The 23,348-nt window shown below is 49.1% G+C and carries 21 protein-coding genes and 1 tRNA gene; 4 read left to right on the plus strand and 18 right to left on the minus strand.

What is annotated here, in order from left to right; translation table 11 throughout:
- Positions 1-145: 145 nt before the first annotated feature.
- Both CWB99_RS09115 and CWB99_RS09120 read right to left on the minus strand, forming a co-directional pair.
- The gene (locus tag CWB99_RS09115) at positions 146-469 is read right to left on the minus strand and encodes a c-type cytochrome (protein WP_138551082.1); all 324 of its coding nucleotides are present in this window, start codon (positions 467-469) and stop codon (positions 146-148) included.
- A gap of 101 nt (positions 470-570) precedes the next feature.
- Complete coding sequence (locus CWB99_RS09120; RefSeq protein ID WP_046003663.1) at positions 571-1,113, minus strand: DUF2058 domain-containing protein; 543 nt, start codon at positions 1,111-1,113, stop codon at positions 571-573.
- Between the two features lie 217 nt (positions 1,114-1,330).
- Between CWB99_RS09120 and CWB99_RS09125 the strand changes: the two genes are divergently transcribed.
- Positions 1,331-2,485, plus strand: coding sequence for an MFS transporter (locus CWB99_RS09125; protein WP_138551081.1), 1,155 nt, complete (start codon positions 1,331-1,333; stop codon positions 2,483-2,485).
- Positions 2,486-2,497: 12 nt separating this feature from the next.
- Here the strand turns inward: CWB99_RS09125 and CWB99_RS09130 are convergent, their stop codons facing one another.
- Both CWB99_RS09130 and CWB99_RS09135 read right to left on the minus strand, forming a co-directional pair.
- Complete coding sequence (locus CWB99_RS09130; RefSeq protein WP_138551147.1) at positions 2,498-2,971, minus strand: prolyl-tRNA synthetase associated domain-containing protein; 474 nt, start codon at positions 2,969-2,971, stop codon at positions 2,498-2,500.
- Between the two features lie 32 nt (positions 2,972-3,003).
- Positions 3,004-3,396: a hypothetical protein gene (locus CWB99_RS09135; protein ID WP_138551080.1), complete on the minus strand. Its 393-nt coding sequence runs from the start codon at positions 3,394-3,396 to the stop codon at positions 3,004-3,006.
- Positions 3,397-3,524: 128 nt separating this feature from the next.
- Between CWB99_RS09135 and CWB99_RS09140 the strand changes: the two genes are divergently transcribed.
- A tRNA-Ala gene (locus CWB99_RS09140) sits at positions 3,525-3,600 on the plus strand.
- 101 nt (positions 3,601-3,701) lie between these two features.
- Here CWB99_RS09140 and CWB99_RS09145 read toward each other — a convergent pair.
- Both CWB99_RS09145 and proB read right to left on the minus strand, forming a co-directional pair.
- A complete protein-coding gene (locus CWB99_RS09145; protein WP_138551079.1) occupies positions 3,702-4,949 on the minus strand; it encodes a glutamate-5-semialdehyde dehydrogenase in 1,248 nt (415 codons plus the stop codon).
- Positions 4,946-6,037, minus strand: coding sequence for a glutamate 5-kinase (gene proB / locus CWB99_RS09150; RefSeq protein WP_138551078.1), 1,092 nt, complete (start codon positions 6,035-6,037; stop codon positions 4,946-4,948). The genes CWB99_RS09145 and proB overlap by 4 nt, the downstream gene beginning before the upstream one ends.
- A 642-nt stretch (positions 6,038-6,679) precedes the next feature.
- On the opposite strand from proB, the gene CWB99_RS09155 reads away from it, so the two are divergent.
- Positions 6,680-8,536, plus strand: a complete 1,857-nt coding sequence (locus CWB99_RS09155; RefSeq protein WP_138551077.1) for a cation:proton antiporter — start codon at positions 6,680-6,682, stop codon at positions 8,534-8,536.
- A 6-nt stretch (positions 8,537-8,542) separates the two neighbouring features.
- On the opposite strand, the gene CWB99_RS09160 is transcribed toward CWB99_RS09155, so the two are convergent.
- The 11 genes from CWB99_RS09160 to CWB99_RS09210 all read right to left on the minus strand — a co-directional run bounded on the left by CWB99_RS09160 (position 8,543) and on the right by CWB99_RS09210 (position 20,852).
- Positions 8,543-9,175 carry a tetratricopeptide repeat protein gene (locus CWB99_RS09160; RefSeq protein ID WP_138551076.1) on the minus strand — a complete coding sequence of 211 codons (633 nt, stop codon included), beginning with the start codon at positions 9,173-9,175 and terminating at the stop codon, positions 8,543-8,545.
- A 124-nt stretch (positions 9,176-9,299) separates the two neighbouring features.
- On the minus strand, positions 9,300-10,616 hold the full coding sequence (locus CWB99_RS09165) for an adenylosuccinate synthase (RefSeq protein WP_054015976.1): 1,317 nt from the start codon (positions 10,614-10,616) through the stop codon (positions 9,300-9,302).
- A 249-nt stretch (positions 10,617-10,865) separates the two neighbouring features.
- A complete protein-coding gene (gene hflC, locus CWB99_RS09170) occupies positions 10,866-11,744 on the minus strand; it encodes a protease modulator HflC (protein ID WP_138551075.1) in 879 nt (292 codons plus the stop codon).
- Between the two features lie 5 nt (positions 11,745-11,749).
- Positions 11,750-12,913 (minus strand): FtsH protease activity modulator HflK, encoded by a 1,164-nt coding sequence (hflK, locus tag CWB99_RS09175; protein ID WP_138551074.1) that lies wholly within the window; start codon positions 12,911-12,913, stop codon positions 11,750-11,752.
- Positions 12,914-13,004: 91 nt separating this feature from the next.
- Complete coding sequence (hflX, locus tag CWB99_RS09180; RefSeq protein ID WP_138551073.1) at positions 13,005-14,294, minus strand: ribosome rescue GTPase HflX; 1,290 nt, start codon at positions 14,292-14,294, stop codon at positions 13,005-13,007.
- Positions 14,295-14,325: 31 nt separating this feature from the next.
- A complete protein-coding gene (gene hfq, locus CWB99_RS09185; protein ID WP_054015980.1) occupies positions 14,326-14,589 on the minus strand; it encodes an RNA chaperone Hfq in 264 nt (87 codons plus the stop codon).
- 78 nt (positions 14,590-14,667) lie between these two features.
- Complete coding sequence (miaA, locus tag CWB99_RS09190) at positions 14,668-15,585, minus strand: tRNA (adenosine(37)-N6)-dimethylallyltransferase MiaA (RefSeq protein ID WP_138551072.1); 918 nt, start codon at positions 15,583-15,585, stop codon at positions 14,668-14,670.
- 59 nt (positions 15,586-15,644) lie between these two features.
- Positions 15,645-17,537: a DNA mismatch repair endonuclease MutL gene (mutL, locus tag CWB99_RS09195; protein ID WP_138551071.1), complete on the minus strand. Its 1,893-nt coding sequence runs from the start codon at positions 17,535-17,537 to the stop codon at positions 15,645-15,647.
- 3 nt (positions 17,538-17,540) lie between these two features.
- Positions 17,541-18,887: an N-acetylmuramoyl-L-alanine amidase gene (locus tag CWB99_RS09200; protein WP_138551070.1), complete on the minus strand. Its 1,347-nt coding sequence runs from the start codon at positions 18,885-18,887 to the stop codon at positions 17,541-17,543.
- Positions 18,880-19,356 carry a tRNA (adenosine(37)-N6)-threonylcarbamoyltransferase complex ATPase subunit type 1 TsaE gene (tsaE, locus tag CWB99_RS09205; protein WP_138551069.1) on the minus strand — a complete coding sequence of 159 codons (477 nt, stop codon included), beginning with the start codon at positions 19,354-19,356 and terminating at the stop codon, positions 18,880-18,882. The genes CWB99_RS09200 and tsaE overlap by 8 nt, the downstream gene beginning before the upstream one ends.
- The gene (locus CWB99_RS09210; protein WP_138551068.1) at positions 19,353-20,852 is read right to left on the minus strand and encodes an NAD(P)H-hydrate dehydratase; all 1,500 of its coding nucleotides are present in this window, start codon (positions 20,850-20,852) and stop codon (positions 19,353-19,355) included. The genes tsaE and CWB99_RS09210 overlap by 4 nt, the downstream gene beginning before the upstream one ends.
- Positions 20,853-20,855: 3 nt before the next feature.
- Between CWB99_RS09210 and queG the strand changes: the two genes are divergently transcribed.
- Positions 20,856-22,004 carry a tRNA epoxyqueuosine(34) reductase QueG gene (queG, locus tag CWB99_RS09215; protein ID WP_138551067.1) on the plus strand — a complete coding sequence of 383 codons (1,149 nt, stop codon included), beginning with the start codon at positions 20,856-20,858 and terminating at the stop codon, positions 22,002-22,004.
- A 148-nt stretch (positions 22,005-22,152) separates the two neighbouring features.
- Here queG and CWB99_RS09225 read toward each other — a convergent pair whose 3' ends face one another.
- The gene (locus CWB99_RS09225) at positions 22,153-23,295 is read right to left on the minus strand and encodes a response regulator (RefSeq protein ID WP_138551065.1); all 1,143 of its coding nucleotides are present in this window, start codon (positions 23,293-23,295) and stop codon (positions 22,153-22,155) included.
- Positions 23,296-23,348 lie beyond the last annotated feature (53 nt).

The raw sequence follows: 23,348 nt of genomic DNA on the forward strand, positions 1-23,348 counted from the left end.
TTATAAAGCCCAATTTATTTTGGATGTATAGAAGTCTAAAACACTCATCTCCGGGATGCAATAACTCAATCCGGGAGAAAGCAGAATAGTCGATGTGGATCAAAAAACCACCGACAAGCGGTGGTTTTTTTATTCACTGTCAATATTACTGAACTTTTGACAGGTAATCGGCAATGGCTTCCAGCTCTGCGTCAGATACGTTTGCTGTCATGGCTTTCATTGCCGCAGACATACCATTGCTGCGCGCACCCGATTTAATGTCTTTCATCTGTGCCAACAGGTATTCTTTATTTTGCCCAGCCAATTTAGGATACAGAGGCATGATAGGTGCTTTACCTTCTGCGCCATGACATGTCTGGCACATTTTTGCAGTATATAGCGCTTTACCATCAGCTGCACTAGCAGTACCAGCAGATAGGGCAGCAACGGCCAACGTGCTGGCCAACATCAGTTGTTTCATCTTGCTCATATCTTTTCTCTTCTTATATAACGGATCAATTCAAGTGTAGTCTATGCCGCACTGTTATCCATACTCTCATGACGGTGAGCTTACAGGTACGGCTGCTATGCCTACCAGATCAGATCATCCGGGACTTCGAAGTCTGCATACGGATCATCTTCGTCTTTATCTTTCTGATCATCTTCAACATGAAAGACAATGTACTTTTCATCTACTTCAGCAATCTTACGTGCCGGCTCATCCTGTAAGACATAAAACTGACCTTCCAGCACGCATATCGCCAGTCTGCCTTTCGCTAATGCCTGCTGGGTTTGTGCGTTCACATCCAGCTCTTTAATTTTACTTTCATAAGTAAAGTTAAAGGTCACATTGCCTCGGATCTCATCCTGATTATGGTGTTCCAGAATTTGTTTCACCCTGGCAACCTGCTCACGCTCTTTGAGCTCAGCCTGCTTTGCCTTGTTCAGCTCTTCCGCTTTTTGCTGCTGAGCCTGTTTAGTTTGTTCAATGTGTTTTTGCAGATCGCTGACGTCGCTGGTCGCGCCTTTTTTCTTCTTTTTCTTTTGCGCTTTGCGTTTTTCGCTCTTCGCAACTTTGGCTTTGTGCTCGGTGGTCAGGCCCGCTTTCAAAAGTTGATCTTGTAGAGATCCCATAATGCCACTCCATAAAACTAGACTGACGCTATTTTAACGCAGTGGACGAATTTGACCACTGCTGGTGAACATTCCGGAAGAAAAATTTTGCACCTCAAAAATCTAGCAGAGTCGGCACTAAAAAATATGATTTAACGCAAGTTTTCTGTGATTTACTTCGCAATTGTGTGGTTCGACAGGCATAATTTGAGCGCGATTTGCTCATTATGGATAGATTATGTCTCTGCCGCACTTGCTGCTGTGCTCTGTTGCCATTTTTTGTGTGCTGTACGCCCCTCAACCCTTGTTGTCTTTATTTGCAGAGTCTTATCAGGTCGCGCCGGCGAAAGCTGGCATGCTTATGTCGCTGACCATGCTGCCACTGGCTGTTGCGCCTATTTGCTACGGATTATTATTTACGAAGCGTAATCCATTGCGGATCATCAAAGGGAGCATGCTGATGCTGGCACTATGTTGCATCGGTTTTGCGTTCAGTGGGGATTTTCAATGGATGATGGCAATACGCTTTATGCAGGGTCTGTTACTTCCGGCCGCCCTCACCGCAATGACCGGTTATCTGGGCCGAACTTACCAGCATAACCAACTGAAGCGGTCAATGAGCTGGTATATTGGCAGCACCATTGCCGGAGGTTACCTTGGCCGCACATTAGCTGCCAACTTTGCGGTGTGGTTCGACTGGCAGAGCTTTTACCTGCTCAATGCCGTTGTCCTGATAATACTGGCTTTGTGGATAAAGCCCCAACGAGCTCAGATCGTCAACAGTCCGGCCAATCACCCTTTAGCATATCTCAAACCACTCAAACAGGCTGATTTGTTAGGTCTCTATGGGGCGGTGTTTTGTATGTTTTTTTGTTTTGCCGCGCTACTCAACTATTTGCCCTTTATCCTCAGTAACGACTACCAGATTAGCGATCCTCGTCTGATCGGCTGGGTCTACACAGGTTACCTGGTTGGTGCTTGCCTGTCTTTGTCTACACCATTGCTGAGTAAGCTACGAGCCAGCATGTGGCAGATCCTCAGTGGCTTATTTGCGGTGTATTGCCTGACGATTGCGGGCATGTTGTGGCATAGCTTCTGGCTGTTTCTGGTGTTATTCACCCTGTTTTGTGCCTGCATGTTTATGATCCATGCCAGTGCCGCTCCCCTTGCTAATCAGCTTAGCCGAGCCGAATCCACTGTGACCAATGGCGCCTATGTTTCATTTTATTACTGCGGCGGAGCGCTGGGTTCCTACCTACCTGGCCTCATCTATCAGCGCTGGGGACTGCCTTATTTTTTGCTGTCTCTATTGATAATGTGTATCGCCGGGTTAGTGTTGATATGGCGTAATCACCATTATACGCGGTCCAGCAGAGCCAGTCTTCCTCTATAGCTGCTCTGTGGTTCAGGTTTGTCGTTCAGGTAAGGCCAGCCACTGCGGCTGATGGCCTGTGTGCTGCCACACTAGCTCAAGGTCTGCCAAGGACAATACCCAGGTTTTATCATTTTCGAAAGGATGGCATTGCCATAAAGCAGCCTCACGTAGATCCTCATCCAGCCACAGCTGGACATGCTGCTGGGGGTCATTGGCCGTCGCCAGCGCGGATACACATCCTGGCTTTATGCCCAGATAGTGTTGTAGTCGACTGTCTGAGGCAAACCCCAGGCGAGACAGGCCTTGCTGTTTGGATAATGCCTTCAGATCAAGTTGCTTACTTGCAGTAGTGATCAATAGAATGTGTTGCCGACCGTAGTTATCTCGCAAAAATAGGTTTTTCAGACGCGTGCCTTCACGGGCCAGCTCGAGCCGATCAGCATCCTGACAAGTTGCCAAAGGAGGATGCTGGTATGCCTGATAGGATATGTTTAGTCTGTCCATGAGTGCAGCCAGCGCATCGACAGTCAATACGCTCACTGACACACCCCGCGCAGCTGGACACTCCGATTACGCCAGAACACCTGCTCTATCTTGTAACCAGACTGACAGTAACTGGCATCCTCCAACGCCTGCCTGAGCCTGGTAACCGCTTCGTCTTCCAGTTTGAGCTTAAGCTCCGGCGAGTCCTCTACCCTTTGCTGCTGCGCAAAGCGTTTTAACTCTCGTCGGGAAACCGGTTTGCTGGTATCCAAATTCATTTGTGGGGTGGCTTTCACCGTGACGACAAAAGCAAACTCATCTTGTCCTTTAGCGTTCACACGTTGATGTAATTGCTGGCTTTCAACTTCCAGAAGTGGTGCCTCTGGCTTACTACTACAAGCACTGAGCAGTAGGGCGGCGCCGAACAGTAGACTCACACGTATCATAAATTTCTCTGTGTTTTTTGCCCAGTGTAACAAAGCAAAGCGGCATCTTGGCAAGTTTTTTGAGTCGAAGACTTGACGCTGGGTAGAAAAATGATTTAAATTCTCACCGTCAAATCGACACCGGAAGTGGGGCTATAGCTCAGCTGGGAGAGCGCCTGCCTTGCACGCAGGAGGTCAGCAGTTCGATCCTGCTTAGCTCCACCACTTTCCGCATCTCCTTGCTCATTAATCCCAAACTCAAAACCCACACAAACAGGCAGTCTGTCAGGCTACTTTCAGGACACATCCTTGTACCCAGTAACTTACTAATCTCTTATCTGACCTTCACCATTGACCAGATATTTTTCTGTTGTCAGCGACTCCAGTCCCATCGGACCATAAGCATGCAGCTTGGTCGTTGCAATGCCAATCTCAGCGCCTAAGCCCAGCTGACCACCATCACTGAAGCGTGACGAGGCATTCACCATAACAACCGATGCATCGACGCTGCGCTGGAACAGTTCTGCCGTTTGCGGATCCTGAGTACAGATCACTTCAGTGTGGTGACTGCCAAAGCGATCAATGTGCGCAATGGCGCCGCTGAAATCAGCCACTTGTTTGACTGCAATCTCCAGACTAAGATACTCTTCACCAAACTCATCGTCTGCCAATACGGTGGCACCGTCGAAGTAACCGGCACTTGCCTGATCAGCATTGATCTTAACGCCACGCTGCTGCAGGGCTTGTGCGGCCTGCGGCAAAAACTGCCCGGCAATATCCTGATGCACTATCAAACCTTCGAGTGCATTACAGACCCCAGTGCGCTGAGTTTTACCGTTGAGCAGCAGTTGCAGTGCCTTGTCGAGATCGGCGTCTTTATCCACATACAGGTGACACACCCCTTTAAAGTGCTGGATCACCGGTACTGTGCTGTTTTGTGTGACGAACTGGATCAGACCTTCACCACCGCGTGGAATGATCAGGTCGATGTAGTCTTTTTGCTGCATCAGCTCCATCATCAGGCTGCGATCCGGGTCGGGGATCACGCTGATCAGCGCCGTCGGCAAACTGTGGGTTTCCAGTACGCCGTGCAGAACTTTGGCGATGGCCAGTGAGCTTTGCAGGGCTTCTTTGCCACCGCGCAGGATCACGCCATTACCCGACTTAAAACACAAAGCACCGGCGTCCGCCGTCACATTCGGGCGGGCCTCATAAATCATGCACACCACCCCCAAAGGAACGCGCATTTTTCTGATCTCAATGCCGTTGGGTCGGGTGCCTAGCTCCCGAACAGTGCCAACCGGGTCGGGTAATTCGATGATGGTTTCTATACCCTGTGCCATATCTTCTATGCGCTCAGGTGTGAGTGTTAAACGGTCAATCATGGCAGCGGGTAATTGGTTTTCACGCGCGGCTTCGAGGTCCTGTTGATTGGCATGAATGATTTCATCCATGCTGGCTCTGAGTGCGCCCGCCATACCGCGTAATACCGCATCTTTTTGTGTGGTCGATAGCAGCGCCAGGGTTTTTGCCGCCTGTGCAGCATTGTGTGCAATTTCTGTAATTAAACTCATGAATTTCTCTCCTCAAATACTGCAATATCATTTTGTGAGATGACCGGGCCTATGCTGTCCTGAACTTTCTCAGTGACTATATCTTTGTCCTGCTGGGCAATGAAGTTAAGCAAACAGCTACTGTAATTACTGTTTGCCTTAGCCAGCCTCTGACCGTCTTCGTTTCTCACCAGCACGGTTTCCCCCGCCGAGAAGTCACCATTGACTGCTACGATGTCATCACAGCTCAGCTCATCAAACTCGTTTGCTTCGACGATCAGCTCCCCCTGCTCCGACGCGGTGTGCGTCATCCAGTGCACGGCTTCCTGCATCGGCGTATCATAAGGCAGGAAACGCGTACCAGGATTTGCGCCATTGAGTAGCTCAGAGAAGGTATCTTCGTTAAAACCATTCACGATATAGGTCACAATACCATGGGATGTGGCCTTTTCCGCCGCCTGTAGCTTAGTTCTCATACCACCAGTACCCACACTGCTGGTAGGGCCGCCGGTCATGGCATAAATTTCCGGGGTCAGCTCACCCACCGTGTCCAGCAATCTGGCATCCGGGTTTTTATTAGGATCTTTATCGTACAGGCCGTTCACGTCAGAGCAGATGATCAGGCAATCGGCATCCGCCGCCGCTGCCACCATGGCTGACAGATTGTCATTATCACCAACCTTGAGATCGTCTGTTGTCACTGCATCGTTCTCGTTGATAATAGGCAGGATCCCTTGCTCCAGTAAAGTGAACAATGTTTCACGAATACTGTTGTAGCGATCACGGTCACGTAAATCGCCGTGTGTGAGCAATAACTGGGCCGACGGAAAGTCAAAAAAGCGCTCCCAGGTCGAGATCATTTCTGTCTGCCCTGCTGCCGCCATGGCTTTTTTCACCGCCACCGAACTCTTGTCTTTGTTCTTGAACAAGTGCGACCCGGCTGCCACAGCACCTGACGACACCAGCAGCACCTCTTTGCCTTTGGCGCGACACTGCACAATAAACTGGGCAATGTTAAGCAGGTAACGAGAGCGGCAACCGTCCTGCTCTGGTGCGATTAACGCACTGCCGATTTTGATTACGATGCGTTGAGATGTTTCGATTGACATGTTTTTTCCGTTATACCTTAATACCCTCATGCGCGCAGTATTCTGGTTGATACTACAACGCTTCTTTGTCAGCATACGCGACCACATAAAAGATAAGATAACAACGGCTTCGAAATACCCACTTACACGGATACAGCATACATTTCGAAACGGCAAACAGACAGACCCCTGACATGCACGCACTGAATGATTCAGTACTAACAAGCAACTGTGGCTGCGAAAACTAAGAAAGATTGATTGTGACCTGAGAGACTTGCTCTGCTGGTCGGACCGTTTTCTGCAGGCTCACCATGGTTTGGTGCGGCAAAAAAGGTCTGATCGCAATGAATAATTGCGCACATGAGTAGATTGATGATGGGCGCAAAGCCCGCTCGAATAAACGCTATACACCTTAACGCGGATCTACCTTACATTTCAACCCTGTCACGTGACTTTCATTTATAACCGTCATAAACAAAATTAATAGTCTATATTTTTCATAATATTACACGATAAAAATGATCTGACTGACTATTCTGCTTTACCGTCAGACATGCTCAGATCATCGTACTTAAAGCAATGTAAACACTTTATTTGTTGTTTGTCTGTGCTATAACCAAGCAAACACTATAATTATATTTACCCCAACTTGCGGGAGCAGCTATGTCAGCTATTTATATTGCCGGGATTGCGTTATTTTCTGTTTTAGCCCAATGGCTTGCCTGGGTCTGTCGGGTTCCGGCTATTTTATTTTTACTCCTCACCGGCTTGTTGCTGGGTCCAGTCTCAGGACAATTACAACCAGACCAGCTGCTTGGTGATTTACTCTTTCCTGTTGTTTCTTTGTCTGTTGCCATTATTTTATTTGAAGGTGCGCTCACACTGCATTTTCATGAATTAAAAGGCATCGGCAAGGTGGTGCGAAACCTGTGCTCCATAGGTATGCTAACGACCTTTGCTATCCTCACTGCCAGTGCTATCTGGCTGTTGGAGCTTGACTGGCGGGTGGCTGCGGTACTGGGCGCAGTACTGGTGGTCACAGGCCCGACCGTGATTGCCCCAATGCTCAACGCCATGCGACCGGAAAAAGACATTGATCGGATCCTGCGCTGGGAAGGTATTGTCATCGACCCCATCGGCGCGTTGTTTGCTGTTCTGGTGTTTGAAGCGGTCAACCAGGTGGGAGAGGCCGCCGTGTTCAGCCATACCATGTTGGCGCTGTTTTCAACCCTGGGCGTGGGCACCTCTGTGGGGATCGTCGCAGGCTGGCTGACCACCACCATCATTCGCCGCGAATGGCTACCGTACGAGCTGCACAAGTTTGGTATTCTTGCGCTGGTGCTGTTCAGCTTTACCCTGGCGAACCACCTGAGCCACGAATCCGGGCTGCTGGCTGTCACCATTTTTGGTATCTGGTTGGCCAATCAGGATGACCTGGAAATCGATTCGGTGCTGGAATTCAAAGAAGACTTGTCGATGATATTGATCTCCAGCTTATTTATTCTTCTGGCCGCTCGATTACAACTGGAAGATTTGATGCTACTCGACAGTGATGTGTTCATCTTTCTGGCTATCGTGTTGTTCGTTGCCCGCCCTTTGAGTATTGCAGTATCAACATTTGGCAGTGATCTGCCGCTACGCTCTCGGTTGCTGCTAGCCTGGATAGCGCCTCGAGGTATCGTTGCCGCAGCGGTGGGCTCTGTTTTTGCACTGAGCATGATGCAGTCGGGCTATCCCGATGCCAACAAGATGGTGCCGCTGATCTTCACGGTGATCATCATCACTGTGATACTGCAAAGCCTGACGGCTACCCCTTTGGCACGTCTGCTCAAGGTTCGCCAGCCAGCGCCTAATACCCTGCTGCTGATTGGTGCCAACCATGTGTCCCGGGCAATCGCCAAGGGCTTAAAGGAGCAAAGTGTCGACGTCTATCTGTCTGATCCGGCTTGGGAAAACTGCAAAATGGCACGTATGGACGGTCTGCCCTGTTATTATGGTAATCCGCAATCGGAGCATGCCGAACGCTACCTGCCACTCACCAGCTTAAAATCAGTCATGGCACTGTCCCCCAACCGCCACCATAACGCTCTCGGTGTACAGTATTTTTCTCACCTGTTGGGGGAACAGAATGTATTTTCCCTCAAGTCCTCTACAAACCACGCCAAAGCAAACAAAGACAGTGCGACCTTCCTGTCGCGTCAGCTACTGTTTGGAGATGAAGGCAATTATGCCAAGCTAAGCAGTATGATGGCTAAAGGGGGTAAAGTAAGCGCGACCCGCTTATCGGAAGAGTTTACCTGGGCGCAATATCAGGATGTGAATAAAGAAGCGATACCGCTGTTTATCATAGGAGAAGCTGGCAAAAATGACGACGGCCTGCCAGTGCGGCCCTTCACCGCAGATATGAAAAATGCCCCCGGCAGTGGAGAGCGGGTATTAGCGCTGCAGCCCCCTAAGCTATCGGTCCTGAAAGATCCGGCGCAAAAAGAGGCTCCCATCGGAGAAAAACTGGGAGATTAGTATTACTTACATCGGTAGCCGGGCACGTTTAACCACGCTGTCCGGCATTTTCTGCGCTAACTGTGCCAAAGCGCTTTCGATACGTTTGTGCAGCTTTTTGTCTGCGACTGCTGCATGGAACAACCAGCGATAAGCATCTTCATAATCTCTTGGGCTGCCATACCCTTTGTTAAACAAGTCGACCAGCCGTAACTGAGCCTTCAAATTACCCAATACTGATGCTTCACGTAAATAGGTGATCGCCATACGTTTGTCCATCTGTACCAGTTTGCCCAGATCATAATAGCGGCCAAGTTGCTCCAACGCAGGTGCTAACCCCTGCTCTGCTGCCTTGCGCATATAATACAGGCCAAGCTCGACATTACGGTCTACACAGACTCCGTAGGCCAGCATATCGCCATACAGAAACTGATAAGATGGCAGCGCCATTATTTCGGCACGGGCCTCAATATCCTGCACCAACTGGCATTCATCGTCTTTAACACGTTTGAGGTGAGCATTGCGATTAATCAGTTCCAGTAACTCGGCCTGGCTGTAAAGAGGCACAGCTTCGATCGCTTCCTCTGAGTTAGAGTAGGCGCTAAAAAGTAAGCAAGTACTTACAATTAGAGTTGAGAATAGACTTAAATGCTTGTTCATGTTCAATACGTATCTGTGACACACTGAGATTAAGTATACAATAAATGTGCCACTGCGTCGGTCAGTGTTGCGAGCAAACTGCAGGCATAAAAAAAGCTGCCGAAGCAGCTTTTTTTATGAGTACTTATTCGCCGAATGGGTTGCGAACAATCATTGTCTCAACGCGGTCTGGACCAGTTGAGATGATGTCGATTGGTACACCAGTCAACTCTTCAAGACGCTTGATGTAGTTGATAGCCGCTTCTGGTAGTGCCTCAACGGTGGTTGCACCAAAGGTGTTCTCAGACCAGCCTGGCATTTCTTCGTAGACTGGCGTGACTTTTTCATAGCCTTCTGCCGCCAATGGCGTCACGTTTGTTACCGTGCCATCTTCAAGCTGATAACCAGTACAGATCTTGATAGTTTCAAGACCATCCAGTACGTCCAGCTTAGTCAGACAGAAGCCCGAGATGCTGTTGATCTGGATTGCACGACGCATAGCAACAGCGTCAAACCAACCAGTGCGACGCAAGCGGCCGGTGGTTGCGCCAAACTCATGACCTTTCTCACCTAAGTGTTTACCAACTGGATCTTGCTTGTCCAGGCCGTCATATAGCTCTGTAGGGAATGGACCTGAACCAACACGCGTAGTGTAGGCTTTCACAATACCCAGTACATAATCCAGGTGCAGAGGACCAAAACCAGCACCCGTTGCTACACCACCGGCTGTGGTATTCGAAGAGGTAACATAGGGGTAAGTACCGTGGTCGATATCAAGCAGAGTACCCTGAGCACCTTCGAACAAGATATTGTCGCCATTCAGACGTGTCTGATCCAACAGCTCAGTTACATCAACCACCATAGACTTCAGGATTTGAGCAATTTCCATTGCCTCATCGTATGTTTTCTGGAAGTCAACTGGGTCTACTTTGTAGTAGTTAACCAGGGTGAAGTTGTGGTACTCAAGCACTTCTTTCAGCTTAGCTGCAAACTGCTCTGGGTTGAACAGATCACCAACGCGCAGGCCACGACGTGCTACTTTATCTTCGTAAGCAGGGCCGATACCACGACCGGTTGTACCGATTGCTTTGTTACCACGAGCCAGTTCACGTGCCTGGTCCAAAGCAACATGGTAAGGCAGGATCAACGGACATGCTTCGCTGATAAGCAAGCGCTCACGAACTGGTACGCCACGCTCTTCCAGCATACGCACTTCTTTCATGAGTGCGTCTGGTGCAAGTACCACACCGTTACCGATAATGCATTTGACGTTATCACGCAAAATGCCTGACGGGATCAGGTGCAGAACGGTTTTTTCACCGTTAATTACCAGCGTATGACCGGCGTTATGCCCACCCTGATAGCGAACAACCAAAGAAGCTTTATCTGTTAGCAGGTCTACAACCTTGCCTTTACCTTCGTCACCCCACTGGGTGCCCAATACAACGACGTTTTTACCCATTGCAAAATCACTTAGAAAAAATTAGGCGCAGATTTTATCAGAAAAGCCCGATCAAAACACCCCATCACGGCTATTTTTTCCGCACTCGCTGGGATCCCAATGAAATTAAGAGGGTTTCTTTAACTCATCTGATCAAGGTGATATTGCCCACAGGCGTTTCTGAACAGGGTTAAAAAGCAAAAAACCCCGCTGCTGCGGGGTTTTCAATTCGGGCTTTAGTCGCGTCGTTACAATGAAAAGAACGCGGACTTATTCGCCTTTTTTGTTCTTCATATAATCGAAGAACTCACTGTCAGGTGACAACACCATGACATCACCTTTATTGGTGAAGGTATTTTTATATGCTTCCAGTGAACGAACGAAGCCAAAGAACTCAGGATCTTTGTTATATGCATCGGCATAAATCTTTGCCGCTAACGCGTCACCCTGACCTCGCACAGCACGTGCATTACGCTCCGCGTCCGCCAGCATAACCGTTACCCGACGGTCCACTTCAGCACGAATGATCTCTGCTTTTTCCTGACCTTCAGAGCGGTGCTCTTTTGCCACCGCGGTACGTTCAGCACGCATCCGCTGGAAGATAGAGTTACTCACTTCATTTGGCAGGTTGATTTGCTTAACCCGCACGTCCAGTACTTCAATACCCAGCTCCTGAGCACTTTCAGAGGCCTGTACCAGTGCTTCTTCCATCAGTTCACTACGTTCACCCGACACGATTTCTTTGATAGTACGTGAACCAAAGTTAGTTCTCAGACCATTGTTCACTTTCTGCTTCAGCAGGGTTTCAGCATATTGCTTGTCGCCTCTGGCACGCAGATAGTACGCGGAGAAATCATTAACACGCCATTTCACGAATGAATCGACGATCAAGTCTTTTTTCTCGCTGGTTACGAAACGATCTGGTGCGCCATCCAAAGTCTGAATACGTGCATCAATACGACGTACCTGACTGAAAAAAGGCACTTTCAGGTGCAGACCAGGTTCATAGACCACGGCATTGTCCTGACTGTCTTTTTGCACTTTACTGAATAGTAAAACAATGGCACGTTGCCCTTCTGTCACAACAAACACCGACGAAAAAGTCAGAAATGCAACAACGAGCAATCCTACGATAGTCATGTTTTTCATGTCAGTTACCTCCCACCATTGTTAAAACGGTCACGCGAAAAACGGTCATCACTGCTGTTTACCGTACTATTACGTGACTGGCCCAGTGACTGACGTAGCTGATTTATGTCGTTCTGGCTTGGCAGGGTAACCTGAGTGCCCGGCTTACCTTGCTGCATAATCTTATCCAGTGGCAGATACATCATGTTATTGCCACCTTTTACATCAACCAGGACTTTAGAGCTGCTACCCAGCACTTGTTCCATGGTTTCGATGTACAAACGTTCACGGGTAACCTGCTTGGCAGCTTGGTATTCTGGCAGCAGCTTTTCAAAGCGCTCAACCTCACCCTGTGCTTCCAGTGTGATGCGCTCTCGATATGCTTCCGCTTCTTGCGTCATACGTGTTACCTGACCACGAGCACGCGGCTCAATTTCTCTCGCGTATGCTTCTGCTTCACGAATGAAACGCTCTTCATCTTCTTGTGCTGCGATGGCGTCATCGAACGCATCTTTTACTTCTGCAGGCGGACGTGAATCTTTAAAGTTCACATCGGTGACGATGATACCCAGATTATAAGGCTCGATGATTTTGGTTAGTTCATCCCAGGTGCGTTGACGTACCAATTCACGGCCCGTTGTTAAGACCTGGTCCATGCGAGAGTGACCCACAACATAACGCAATGCACTATCAAGCGCCTGCTGTAAGCTGTGATCGGCATCGGTTACGCTGAAGCGATACAAAGTCGGGTCAACCACTCGATACTGCACTTCGAACTCAACACTCACCACGTTTTCGTCTTCAGTCAGCATAAAACCGGATGCCGACAAAGAGCGAACCGCTTCAATATCAATGGGGATAACACGTTCAATAAAGGTCATTTTCCAGCGCAGACCCGGCTCGGCGATACGGTTAAATTCACCGAATTGCAGCACGATGCCCCGTTCGGCTTCTTTTACTGTATAAATACCGCTCAATGCCCAAACAACAAAAGCAATCAGCAGCACAAATACCGTACCGGCACCGCCTATACCGCCGCCTTTGCCCGGTTTGCCGCCAAACATGCCGCCAAACTTGTTGTTGAATTTGCGGAATACCTCGTCTAAGTCAGGTGGCCCCTGATCACGACCGCCGCGGTTTTTCCACGGGTCGTTATCATTGCCATTATTACCCGGTTCGTTCCAGGCCATAGCTATACTCCATTGTTATAAAATGAATTAATCTAAATCTAACAAAAAACACAGAGATCTAATAGAGAAATGCGTGCGATAAATGGCTTTTTCAATCCCCAACCACAAATTGCTCTATTTCCTGCCCCTGCTCTTTTTTAAGTCTTTCCCAGTCTGCCTGCGGCAATCTGACGTCCAGCAGCCAGTTTCCGGTCTCATCGTAAGATTCACCATTGACTGCATTGAGGTTAAACAAAGCCCCACGTAGCTTGCCAAATGCAGGTGGTACGATGAGCTTGTGGGCAAAAATTTTCTTCGCCAGTAACTCCAAAATCGCCTGTTCAAGCAATTCACTGCCTTCACCTGTATGTGCAGATAGCCACACACGGACTGGCATACCTTGATCATCTCTGTCTATTTTAGGGTTGATCTCGTCAACCAGATCAATTTTGTTGTAAACCAGCAATTGAGGGATCTCATCTGCCTCAATTTCTTTGAGGACCGATTGTACCTCTTCTATGTTCTCTTTTCTTCTCTGATCAGCCACATCCACAACATGGAGCTGTAAATCCGCCTCACGTGTTTCAGTCAGTGTTGCTTTAAACGCAGCCACCAGATCATGAGGTAAATGGCGAATAAAACCAACGGTATCGGCAAAAATGACCGGTCCGACGTCGGCAATTTCAAGCTTACGCAATGTCGGGTCTAAGGTCGCGAACAGCTGATCTGCGGCGTATACATCGGCATGTGTGACATGATTAAACAAGGTTGACTTGCCCGCATTGGTATAGCCGACCAGAGACACCGTGGGGATCTCGTTACGGCTGCGTGCCCGGCGCCCCTGCTCACGTACCGTCGCAACTTTCTCCAGTCGCTTACGGATACTTTTGATCCGCTCTCTGAGCAAGCGGCGGTCAGTTTCCAGCTGGGTTTCACCCGGTCCACGCAAACCTATCCCGCCTTTTTGTCTTTCAAGGTGGGTCCAGCCACGGATCAGGCGAGTTGAAATATGTCGCAACTGTGCCAGCTCAACCTGCAACTTACCCTCGTGGGTTCGTGCACGCTGAGCAAAAATATCTAAAATTAAGGTCGTTCTATCTAATACCCGACAACGGCAGACACGCTCTAAGTTGCGCTCTTGAGAGGGACTGAGTTGATGATTAAAGATGATGACATCTGCATTATGAGTTCTGACAATCTCAGCGATTTCTTCTGCTTTGCCCGTCCCGACAAATAATTTCGGGTGAGGCGCCTGACGGCTGCCTTGCACAACCGTCAAACAACTAACACCAGCAGAAGACACTAGCATTTCCAGCTCGCGAAGATCTTCTCGATCTCCTTCATTCGGAAACTCTATATGTACTAAGACTGCCTGTTCGCCGGCTTCATAACGGTCAAACAAGCATTACGCTCCTACTATCGATTATAAACGATTAAAAGTTACCATCTTCGCCATGTTCTGCACTGTCATTGCCTTGTGTGTTCTGGAAATTTACAGCACGAGCAGGCACAACGGTCGAAATGGCATGTTTGTAAACCATCTGATTTACAGTGTTTTCAAGCAAGATGACGAACTGATCAAAGGACTGGATCTTGCCTTGTAATTTGATACCGTTAACTAAAAAGATGGAAACGGGAATGCGCTCACGACGTAAGACATTCAAAAATGGGTCTTGTAACGATTGGCCTTTTGCCATGTTCTTATCCTTCGTTCTAGGTGTTATTATGTTGAGATAGTTGAAGTAATCTGAATAAAAAAATTTCCCCAACCTCTATTAGCTTAGCGAACTTAATACACGTTGCAAGTTTTCTTGCCCGTCCGTTTCAAGCCAGGTGACATCTGGCCAACTACGTAACCAAGTTAATTGGCGCTTCGCTAACTGCCTGGTCGCTGCAATCCCTTTGAAGAGCATTTCTTCATAATCGCACTCGCCAGCCAAATGCTCCCACATCTGCCGATAGCCCACACAACGAATGGAAGGCAAATCCGGATGCAAATCATTTCGCTGATATAAGGCCAAAACTTCGTTTTTAAAGCCCTGTTCCAGCATTATTTTAAATCTTTTTTCTATCCTTTCGTGCAGTATCTTACGATCCTTCGGGGCAATTGCAAACTGATGAAACTGATAAGGCAAAGGCGCTTGTTTGGCTTTTTGCAATTCAGTCATCGTTTTGCCCGTTAAACGGTGCACTTCCAGCGCTCTGTTGATGCGCTGAGAATCATTCTCGCTGATTTTCGCCGCAGCCTGTGGATCTATCTTCATCAGTTGTGCATGCAAAGTCGGCCAGCCTAGCGCTTTTGCTTCTTGCTCTAGCGCCTCACGCACCTGTGGGCAGGCTTCAGGCAAGGGCGATAAGCCTTCAATCAGGCCTTTAAAATACATCATAGTGCCACCAACCAGCACGGGCACTTTGCCCTGCTCATGCAACCGGTCGATGCAGGCAATGGCATCACGGCGAAAGTCTGCAACAGAGTAACTTTCAGCCGGATCCAACATATCAATCAGGTGGTGCGGTGCCATAACCTGCTCAGCAGCATCAGGTTTGGCGGTGCCTATGTCCATGCCTTTGTATACCAGTGCAGAATCCACACTGATAATCTCACTCTTTAAATGCTGACAGAGCTCAATGGCCAACGCGGTTTTACCGGCGGCGGTTGGCCCCATCAAGGTAATAACGGGTTTTGCTTGCACGCTGTTTCTCTACTGCTGTTGGTGCTGTAACACATCAGGGTTACAGCCAGGACAAGATCTTATGACTCTTGTTGGGACAAGCTTATTAGCTTGCTTTGGTCTATTGTAACCGCTTTTGCTTCGATTTGAGCACAGCTTCTGGCATTTTTTAATATTTTTTCAATGACTGACGCAAAGTGTTGGGAGTCAAAGTAACTTGCCGGCGTCGTCGTTTGCAGCCAGTTTAACCAGTCTTCCAATGTCTGCGACTCTGTAGAACAAGCGTCGAACACTCTATCCAGGCACTGGGGCACATCCAAGCTGTATAGACTTAAAGGCAACTTTTTCACCATCACGTAGCGTTCGTGTGCCTGAATCGCAAATCCCAGTAAAGTCAGCCAGGACTCCTGCTGCGTAATACGCGCAATCTCCTGCGCACTCAAATTAACGCGCACAGGCAATAGTAGTGCTTTGCCCTGTAAAGTACCGTCTTGTTCAAGCTGTGCCTGCCAGGTTTCTATCAGGCCATCTCGACAATGGCCCAACCTGAGTTCACCAGCCTGAGAGAAGAGGACGGCACCACTTTTTAGAGGCAAAAACTGGGTGACCACCGCTTCATGATGAACTGTGGTTTCCTCAACTCTGGGTACTACCTTTGCGGCTTCCGCCGGGGCAAGCATTCCCTGATACAGCTCGTTGACATTAACCTGAGGTGGCTTAGCAGAGACTGAACTGATGCTGTTTTTCGCACCACTTCGGGTGCTTTGGCTTGCCCCTTGCGCACCAAATGACGCCCCTCGGGCAGATGGAAAAGCATTGTCCCGCACTTCGCCATATTCATTTTGTAGTGGCGTTCGATAAGCCTGATGCTGACGCGTCTGCTGTAAGGTCAATTGCTCAGCAGCAACAGGCTCGCTATAACTTGTGGTGTCAGTAACCGCGCCCGCAGCCACTTGTGTATCCGGTTGGTGCAATGGCAACTCAGGTCGCTCACTGAGTACAACTTGCTTAACAGCCTGAACAATAAAGTCATGGATCAGACGTGCCTGATGAAACCGTACTTCATGCTTAGCAGGGTGCACGTTCACATCAACCTGAGTTGGATCGAGTTGCAGATAAATCACGAACCCCGGCGTATCAACGCTTCCTACTGTTTCTTCAAACGCTTGTCGGATAGCATGCAGGATCAATTTATCTCGCATCATCCGACCATTGACATAAGTGTATTGGGTCTGATTGTTGCTTCCTACCGGTAACACCCAGCCATACAATTTCAGGCCATCGTGACCAGATTCCACAAAGCTGGCCTGCTGTGAAAACACTTTACCAGCTACCTGGGCAACCCGTTCCACACTGTATGGATCTGGCCGGGCACGAAACTGTCTGATCACTTTTTGGTTATGCGTCAGCGTCAGGGCCAGATCAAAGCGACTTAATGCAATACGCTTAATCAGTTCATCGATATGACTAAACTCGGTTTTTTCAGTGCGTAAGAACTTTCGTCTGGCCGGGGTATTGAAGAATAGATCTTTAACTTCAATGGTGGTCCCATTGGGATGGGCGGTTGGCTGGATCTGCACCGTCATATCACGCCCCTCGGCAAACGCCTGCCAGGCCGTTTCCTGATCGGCAGGCTTAGAGCTCAATGTCAGCCTGGATACAGAACTGATCGACGCCAGCGCCTCTCCGCGAAAGCCCAGCGACGAAATACATTCCAGGTCGTCCAAAGTTTTAAGCTTGCTGGTTGCATGACGAGACAGCGCCAGCGTCAGCTCATCTTTGACAATACCGGCACCATTGTCCCTTATCCGGATGAGCTTGTGGCCACCACGCTCTATGTCTATCTGTATGCGTGTCGCGCCGGCATCAATACTATTTTCGACCAGTTCCTTAACGACAGAAGCCGGGCGTTCAACCACCTCTCCCGCAGCTATCTGGTTAGCCAATCTGGCTGGTAAAATTTCAATAGCCACGGACTACGCCTTAGGAATGGTCAGCACCTGACCAATATACAAAGTATTTTTTGTCAGTCGGTTGGCCTTTTTCAGTGCCGAAACCGTGGTGCCATAACGGGCGGCCAGCACACTTAAAGATTCACCCCGCTGTACTTTATGACGCAGAGGTTTGTTGTTTTTCAGGCTCGCGAACAAAGTATTATCTGGTGGATTTTGCTGATAATAACGCTTGATCGACTTGAAAATAGCATTCGCCAGACGTTGCTGGTGATAGCTGGTTTTTAGCTGTTTTTCTTCCTGCGGATTAGAGATAAAGCCGGTTTCGACCAAAATAGAAGGGATATCCGGTGATTTTAGTACCCCAAAATTGGCCGCCTGAGGGCGCTTTTTATGTAGTTTAGTGACTTTTTTCAGCTCGGTTACCACCTCTTCCGCCACCTTAAAACCGGTTTTCATTGAGTGGTCCATCGACATATCCAGTAACGCCTTGGCCAGGTATTTCTCGTTCGCGGTGTCCTTTATCACATCCGCCGCTCCACCCAGTAACTGAGAGTGCTTTTCTTTATCTTCCAGCCATTTACCGACTTCGGAATTGGCTCGACGTAATGACAAGATCCAAACCGAAGCACCACGGGGTTCCGGGCGCGAAAAAGCGTCTGCATGGATAGACACAAAGAAATCAGCCTGGCGCTCTCTGGCTCTCGCTGTACGGGTATTGAGCTTGATATAGTAATCACCTGTGCGGGTCAGGCGTGCCTGCATGCCAGGCTCTTTATCAATTAAACGCGCAAGCCGTTTAGCAATTGGCAGTGTGATGTTCTTTTCGTACGTCCCTGAAGGCCCGATTGAGCCGGGGTCTTCCCCACCGTGACCTGCATCGATGGCAATAATGATGTCTCTGTCTTTGACCAGTTCACGCTTTTTGCTTTGTTTAGATTTACTGGCATAAAGGCTTTTTTGCTGCCCATATAAGTCCACCACCAAACGGTCTTTGTATGGCCCGGTCGGCGCAAGCGCAAAAATAACGGGCTTGGCAGTGCGGCTCAGCTCCATGACCACCCGGGTGCTGTTGCGACTCTTGGCCTGACTGTAACGGAGCTTTTCTACGATTTTATGCTCTTTGGGCAAGGTAGGTAGTTGCTTGAGCTTACTGGTGTTTTCCAGATCGATCACCAGCCGCAGCGGGTTTTTCAGCATAAAGTAGCTGTACTCGGGCTTTTCAGACAGATCAAATACCACGCGTGTGCTTTCGGGTGAAGGCCACACACGCACACCGTTGATTTTATTTTTTGCCTGTGCAGCGCTGGCGAGCAGTAACACGCTCAGCGCAAACAGGGTAAAACTAATTTTTGTTATCGCACTACGCATATCGACCTATAGCTTGAGCAAGCTGTCTTCCCCGTTCTGTGTGTGGCCTTAATACAGCACGGCGTCCTTCACCGTGATAGGCCAGGTCAATGTCCATATCTGCCGTTGGGATCACACCAGCCCCCTTCTCTGGCCATTCAACAATACAGACGGCATGCGGCGCAAAATAATCCCGGATCCCCATAAACTCCAGCTCTTCCGGGTCGCCCAAACGATACAAATCAAAGTGATAAATACACACATCCCCCAACTCATAGGGTTCAACTAAGGTATAAGTCGGGCTTTTCACATTCCCCTGATGACCCAGCCCTTGCACAATACCGCGTGTCAGAGTCGTTTTACCGGCGCCCAAATCACCATGCAAATAGAATACCGCCCCGGAATCAATCAACTCGGCAAGTTGGTTTCCCAAAGCAATGGTTGCGGCTTCATCAGCCAGCTCAATTTCTAATGTCGCATCGACACTCATCCGATAATACCTCTAATATGGACAAATAAATCACTTGCCAGCAACCCATGCGCGCCGTCATGTGCCGCTTTTTCAGCCGCAAGACCATGAATATACACCGCCAACATAGCCGCATCAAATTTACTCATGCCCTGCGCCAACAAAGCGGCAATTATACCAGATAATACATCGCCCATCCCAGCACTGGCCATGGCAGCACATCCTGAGCGGTTGATATTTATCCGCTGCGTCTGCTGAACCAATGTACCCGGTCCCTTTAACACCACACAGGCCTGAAAATACTGTGCCAGCGCATCGCACATTTCGAACCTGGAGCTGCTCTCAGGCAAGGTCACGATGGCAGCGCTGAGGCGCTTTGCCTCTCCCCAATGTGGGGTCAAAATAGCATTCTGCCACTGCCTGGGTTGTCTCGCCAGCAAATTCAGCCCATCGGCGTCAACAACCATAGGGTGAGTACAGTGAATCACCTTGTCAAACAGTGATCTTGCCCAAGCTGATTGCCCTAAACCGGGGCCTATCACTAAGGTATCGACCTTGTCCAGCAAGGGGAGCAGTTCATCGGGGCCAGTCACCCCATACACCATCAGTTCATAGCGCCCCTGCAGAACCATGGCCTGATTTTCAGGGTGAGTTGCCACACTGACCAAACCAGCACCAGCGCGTAAACAGGCTTCAGCAGCCAGGCGTATTGCGCCCGCCATGCCGGGGCCTCCGCCAATTAACAGCACATGGCCACAGCGGTTTTTATAGGTGTCAGCTGGGCGCACCGGACGCTTCGCCAGCAAAGCCTCTGCTGAAAAATAGTGACTTGAAGGAGATACCAGTTGTGCAAATTCGCCCCCAACGCCCAGCTCTGCCAGATAGACAGTCCCGCTATGGTGTCTGGCTGAACCGGTGAGCAGACCTTGCTTGAGCGCAATAAACGTGATGGTCACGTCTGCAACAAAGGCATCCTGGGCAACTTCACTGGTCGAGCCATTCACACCACTGGGAATATCAACCGCAAGCCGATGTGACGCGCACTGAACAAGCTGTCTAAAAACCGCTGCGACATGCTCTGGCAACTGGCCACGAAAACCGCTGCCAAACACGGCATCCACGATTAAAGCAGGCGCTGACGCCTGCCAGTCGGCACAATGGCGTGACACCTTACCGCCACCGCCCTGATATTGATGATAAGCCGCGCGTGCATCGCCCCGAAGCTGCTCGGGATCGAACAACGCAAGTACTTCAACCGCAATACCAGCCTGGTGACACAGATGTGCCAGCACGTAGCCATCTCCCCCATTGTTTCCCTTCCCAGCGAGGATCAGTACAGGACCGCTCAGTGACAAACTACTGACATACTCAAACAATGCGCCTGCGGCACGTTGCATTAATGTACTTAACGTGGTTCCTGCCAGGCGCGCCGCTTCGCCTTCATTGACTTGTACCGCTTGGGCCGTATAGGCAACTTGTGGTAAATTAGTCAGGTATTTTGCTTGTGATATAGACATGCCGTGACAACCACTACTCATTCTTCTGTTGATATTAACTATACTGAACTTGCGCAAAAAATTAAGCTCTGGGGCAAAGAACTTGGCTTTGCTGAAGTTGGCATCACCGACATAGACCTTAACGAACACGAAGCGCAATTACAGCGCTGGCTTGATAAGGGCTATCATGGTGAAATGGACTACATGGCTGCCCATGGTATGAAACGTGCCCGCCCCGCTGAACTGGTGCCCGGTACACAAAGGGTGATCTCAGTCAAAATGAACTACCTGCCACCTGATGCCAGTTTCGCCCGTGCGCTTAAAAATAAGCAAACGGCCTATATCAGCCGTTACGCTCTGGGCCGAGACTATCACAAGGTTATCCGTAATCGGTTAAAAAAACTCGGGCAACGCATAGAACAGGAAGTCGGACAGTTTGGCTTTCGCCCGTTCGTTGATTCGGCGCCCGTGCTGGAACGCCAGCTTGCTGAAAAAGCAGGTCTGGGCTGGCGAGGCAAAAACAGCTTACTGATCCACAAGCAAGCCGGTTCCTGGTTTTTCCTTGGCGAGTTGTTTGTTGACCTGCCTTTGCCCACAGATGACCAGTCACAAGAAGAAGGCTGTGGCAAATGTAATGCCTGTCTCACGCTTTGCCCGACAGGTGCAATTGTGGAGCCCTATGTGGTGGATGCCCGCAGGTGTATTTCTTATCTGACCATTGAATTACAAGGCCCGATCCCCGAGCAGTATCGCTCATTACTGGGCAATCGAGTCTATGGTTGCGACGACTGCCAACTGGTATGCCCATGGAACCGCTATGGCCAGCTCACTGACGAACAAGACTTTCACCCCCGCCAGCAGCTCAAAGATCAGGAGCTGGTTACCCTATTCAACTGGGATGAACCCACGTTTTTGAAAAATACCGAAGGCAGTCCCATTCGCCGTATTGGTCATGAACGCTGGCTACGTAATTTGGCCGTTGGACTGGGTAATGCCAACCCTGACCCCGGCATTATCAAGGCACTCGAGGCACGTCTTGAGTCGGCCTCTGAGCTGGTCCGGGAACATATTGTCTGGGCACTGGAACAGCAACGTACCAAACAAACTCAGCAACACCGTAAAAACGCCAGACTGATCCGGATAATCGAGAAAGGCCTGCCGCGAGATGCTTAATAAAATTATTATATTTCAATAAATTAAATCACTTTAATATCGTTCTATAAACTACACCAATATGGTGAGCAAAATACCCCTCATCCGGGGTCACCTGGACGAGACAGCTAGTGTTGTAACACAGGCACTTAAGAGTTCAGGCTTTTTGTCACTGAGATTGCTTTCCTGTCGAACTGAGCAAGGATAAATCACTTTCGATTTCAGTGAAGGCTTCACGCACCTGCATAATGGCTTCCTCTCGGGCAATGGAGCCCTGAATCGCTTCATCAATATGTTGGTATATAAAGACTTCCTGATCTTCATCCAGGCCCATGGTCGGGATCCGTTGCTCGAAGACTTCCTGGAGATTTCTAAAAATCGATTCATTCTGGCTGCGATTATTGTTAAGCAAGGCCAGTAATCCGGTAAACTTACTGTGGATCATGGTAATGGCTTCATTCAGCTCCGCCTGCTGACAGAGCAATTGTTTCCGCGTCAGGATAGCCAATAATTGCTGCTCAGTAACGCTGGCGATAAAGCAGATATGATCTCTGAGTCGACCATGCTTGTCGGCATCTTCCGATGGCATATTCAAAATCAGCACACTAACGAGGTTGTAATTCACCAGGATCCGGCTGGTAAATTCATGCAACCGCCCCTTAGAGCGTAATATTTCAAACAGTTCCAGTACGATAGGCGAACACAGTCCAGCGGTTGCGAAATGATGGCGTTGCTCATCCACCCGGAATTCGATATTGCAACTTAACCCTAAATTATTGAGGCACTGGATCAGGGCTTTCGCTAACGCCTGAATATCATCAATCACACCGATCTGCTCGATATAATTGACGATAAAGCCCATTTCACTGCTGGTTGCCATGGCATTAAATGCTGTGGAGGTGGCATCCTCTACCTGCTGTTCCAGAATATCTCGTTCCAGTAACATTTGCCCCAGATTGAGTAGCTTGGCTTTGAGCTCATTGTGGCCAAAAGGCTTAACGATGTAGTCTTCGGCACCAACTGCATAGCCTTCCATGCGCTCTTCGACCGAACCACGCGCCGACACAAACATCACTATGATGTCCTGTGTCTGCAAATTAGCCTTTAGCTTTTTACAGACCTCATAGCCATTCATTTTCGGCATGCTCACGTCCAGCAAAACAACCTGAGGCGCAAAGTCTTCAATCACGTCCAGACACTGCTGACCACTGGTTACAGTAAGCAGTTCAAAATCAAGGTCTTCAAGTATTTCCTCAATAATTTCGAGGTTGAAAGGTTCATCATCCACCGCCAGGATTCGTTGCAATGCCATCACACAGTTCCTTTTCCGTTGCCAAAGCGTTGTCACCTGCCAGCCTGCTATAA

It is taken from the genome of Pseudoalteromonas rubra (assembly GCF_005887095.1).
GTDB lineage: Bacteria > Pseudomonadota > Gammaproteobacteria > Enterobacterales > Alteromonadaceae > Pseudoalteromonas > Pseudoalteromonas rubra_E.

Bases quoted from the DNA above. Each gene is read 5' to 3' on its own strand.
- CWB99_RS09165 (WP_054015976.1), bottom strand. From the start codon at position 10,616: ATGGGTAAAAACGTCGTTGTATTGGGCACCCAGTGGGGTGACGAAGGT.
- CWB99_RS09160 (WP_138551076.1), bottom strand. From the start codon at position 9,175: ATGAACAAGCATTTAAGTCTATTCTCAACTCTAATTGTAAGTACTTGC.
- hflK (WP_138551074.1), bottom strand. From the start codon at position 12,913: ATGGCCTGGAACGAACCGGGTAATAATGGCAATGATAACGACCCGTGG.
- CWB99_RS09145 (WP_138551079.1), bottom strand. From the start codon at position 4,949: ATGAGTTTAATTACAGAAATTGCACACAATGCTGCACAGGCGGCAAAA.
- CWB99_RS09135 (WP_138551080.1), bottom strand. From the start codon at position 3,396: ATGATACGTGTGAGTCTACTGTTCGGCGCCGCCCTACTGCTCAGTGCT.
- CWB99_RS09120 (WP_046003663.1), bottom strand. From the start codon at position 1,113: ATGGGATCTCTACAAGATCAACTTTTGAAAGCGGGCCTGACCACCGAG.
- CWB99_RS09115 (WP_138551082.1), bottom strand. From the start codon at position 469: ATGAGCAAGATGAAACAACTGATGTTGGCCAGCACGTTGGCCGTTGCT.
- proB (WP_138551078.1), bottom strand. From the start codon at position 6,037: ATGTCAATCGAAACATCTCAACGCATCGTAATCAAAATCGGCAGTGCG.
- CWB99_RS09210 (WP_138551068.1), bottom strand. From the start codon at position 20,852: ATGTCTATATCACAAGCAAAATACCTGACTAATTTACCACAAGTTGCC.
- CWB99_RS09125 (WP_138551081.1), top strand. From the start codon at position 1,331: ATGTCTCTGCCGCACTTGCTGCTGTGCTCTGTTGCCATTTTTTGTGTG.
- hfq (WP_054015980.1), bottom strand. From the start codon at position 14,589: ATGGCAAAAGGCCAATCGTTACAAGACCCATTTTTGAATGTCTTACGT.
- CWB99_RS09155 (WP_138551077.1), top strand. From the start codon at position 6,680: ATGTCAGCTATTTATATTGCCGGGATTGCGTTATTTTCTGTTTTAGCC.
- tsaE (WP_138551069.1), bottom strand. From the start codon at position 19,356: ATGAGTGTCGATGCGACATTAGAAATTGAGCTGGCTGATGAAGCCGCA.
- CWB99_RS09225 (WP_138551065.1), bottom strand. From the start codon at position 23,295: ATGGCATTGCAACGAATCCTGGCGGTGGATGATGAACCTTTCAACCTC.
- CWB99_RS09200 (WP_138551070.1), bottom strand. From the start codon at position 18,887: ATGCGTAGTGCGATAACAAAAATTAGTTTTACCCTGTTTGCGCTGAGC.
- CWB99_RS09130 (WP_138551147.1), bottom strand. From the start codon at position 2,971: ATGGACAGACTAAACATATCCTATCAGGCATACCAGCATCCTCCTTTG.
- hflC (WP_138551075.1), bottom strand. From the start codon at position 11,744: ATGAAAAACATGACTATCGTAGGATTGCTCGTTGTTGCATTTCTGACT.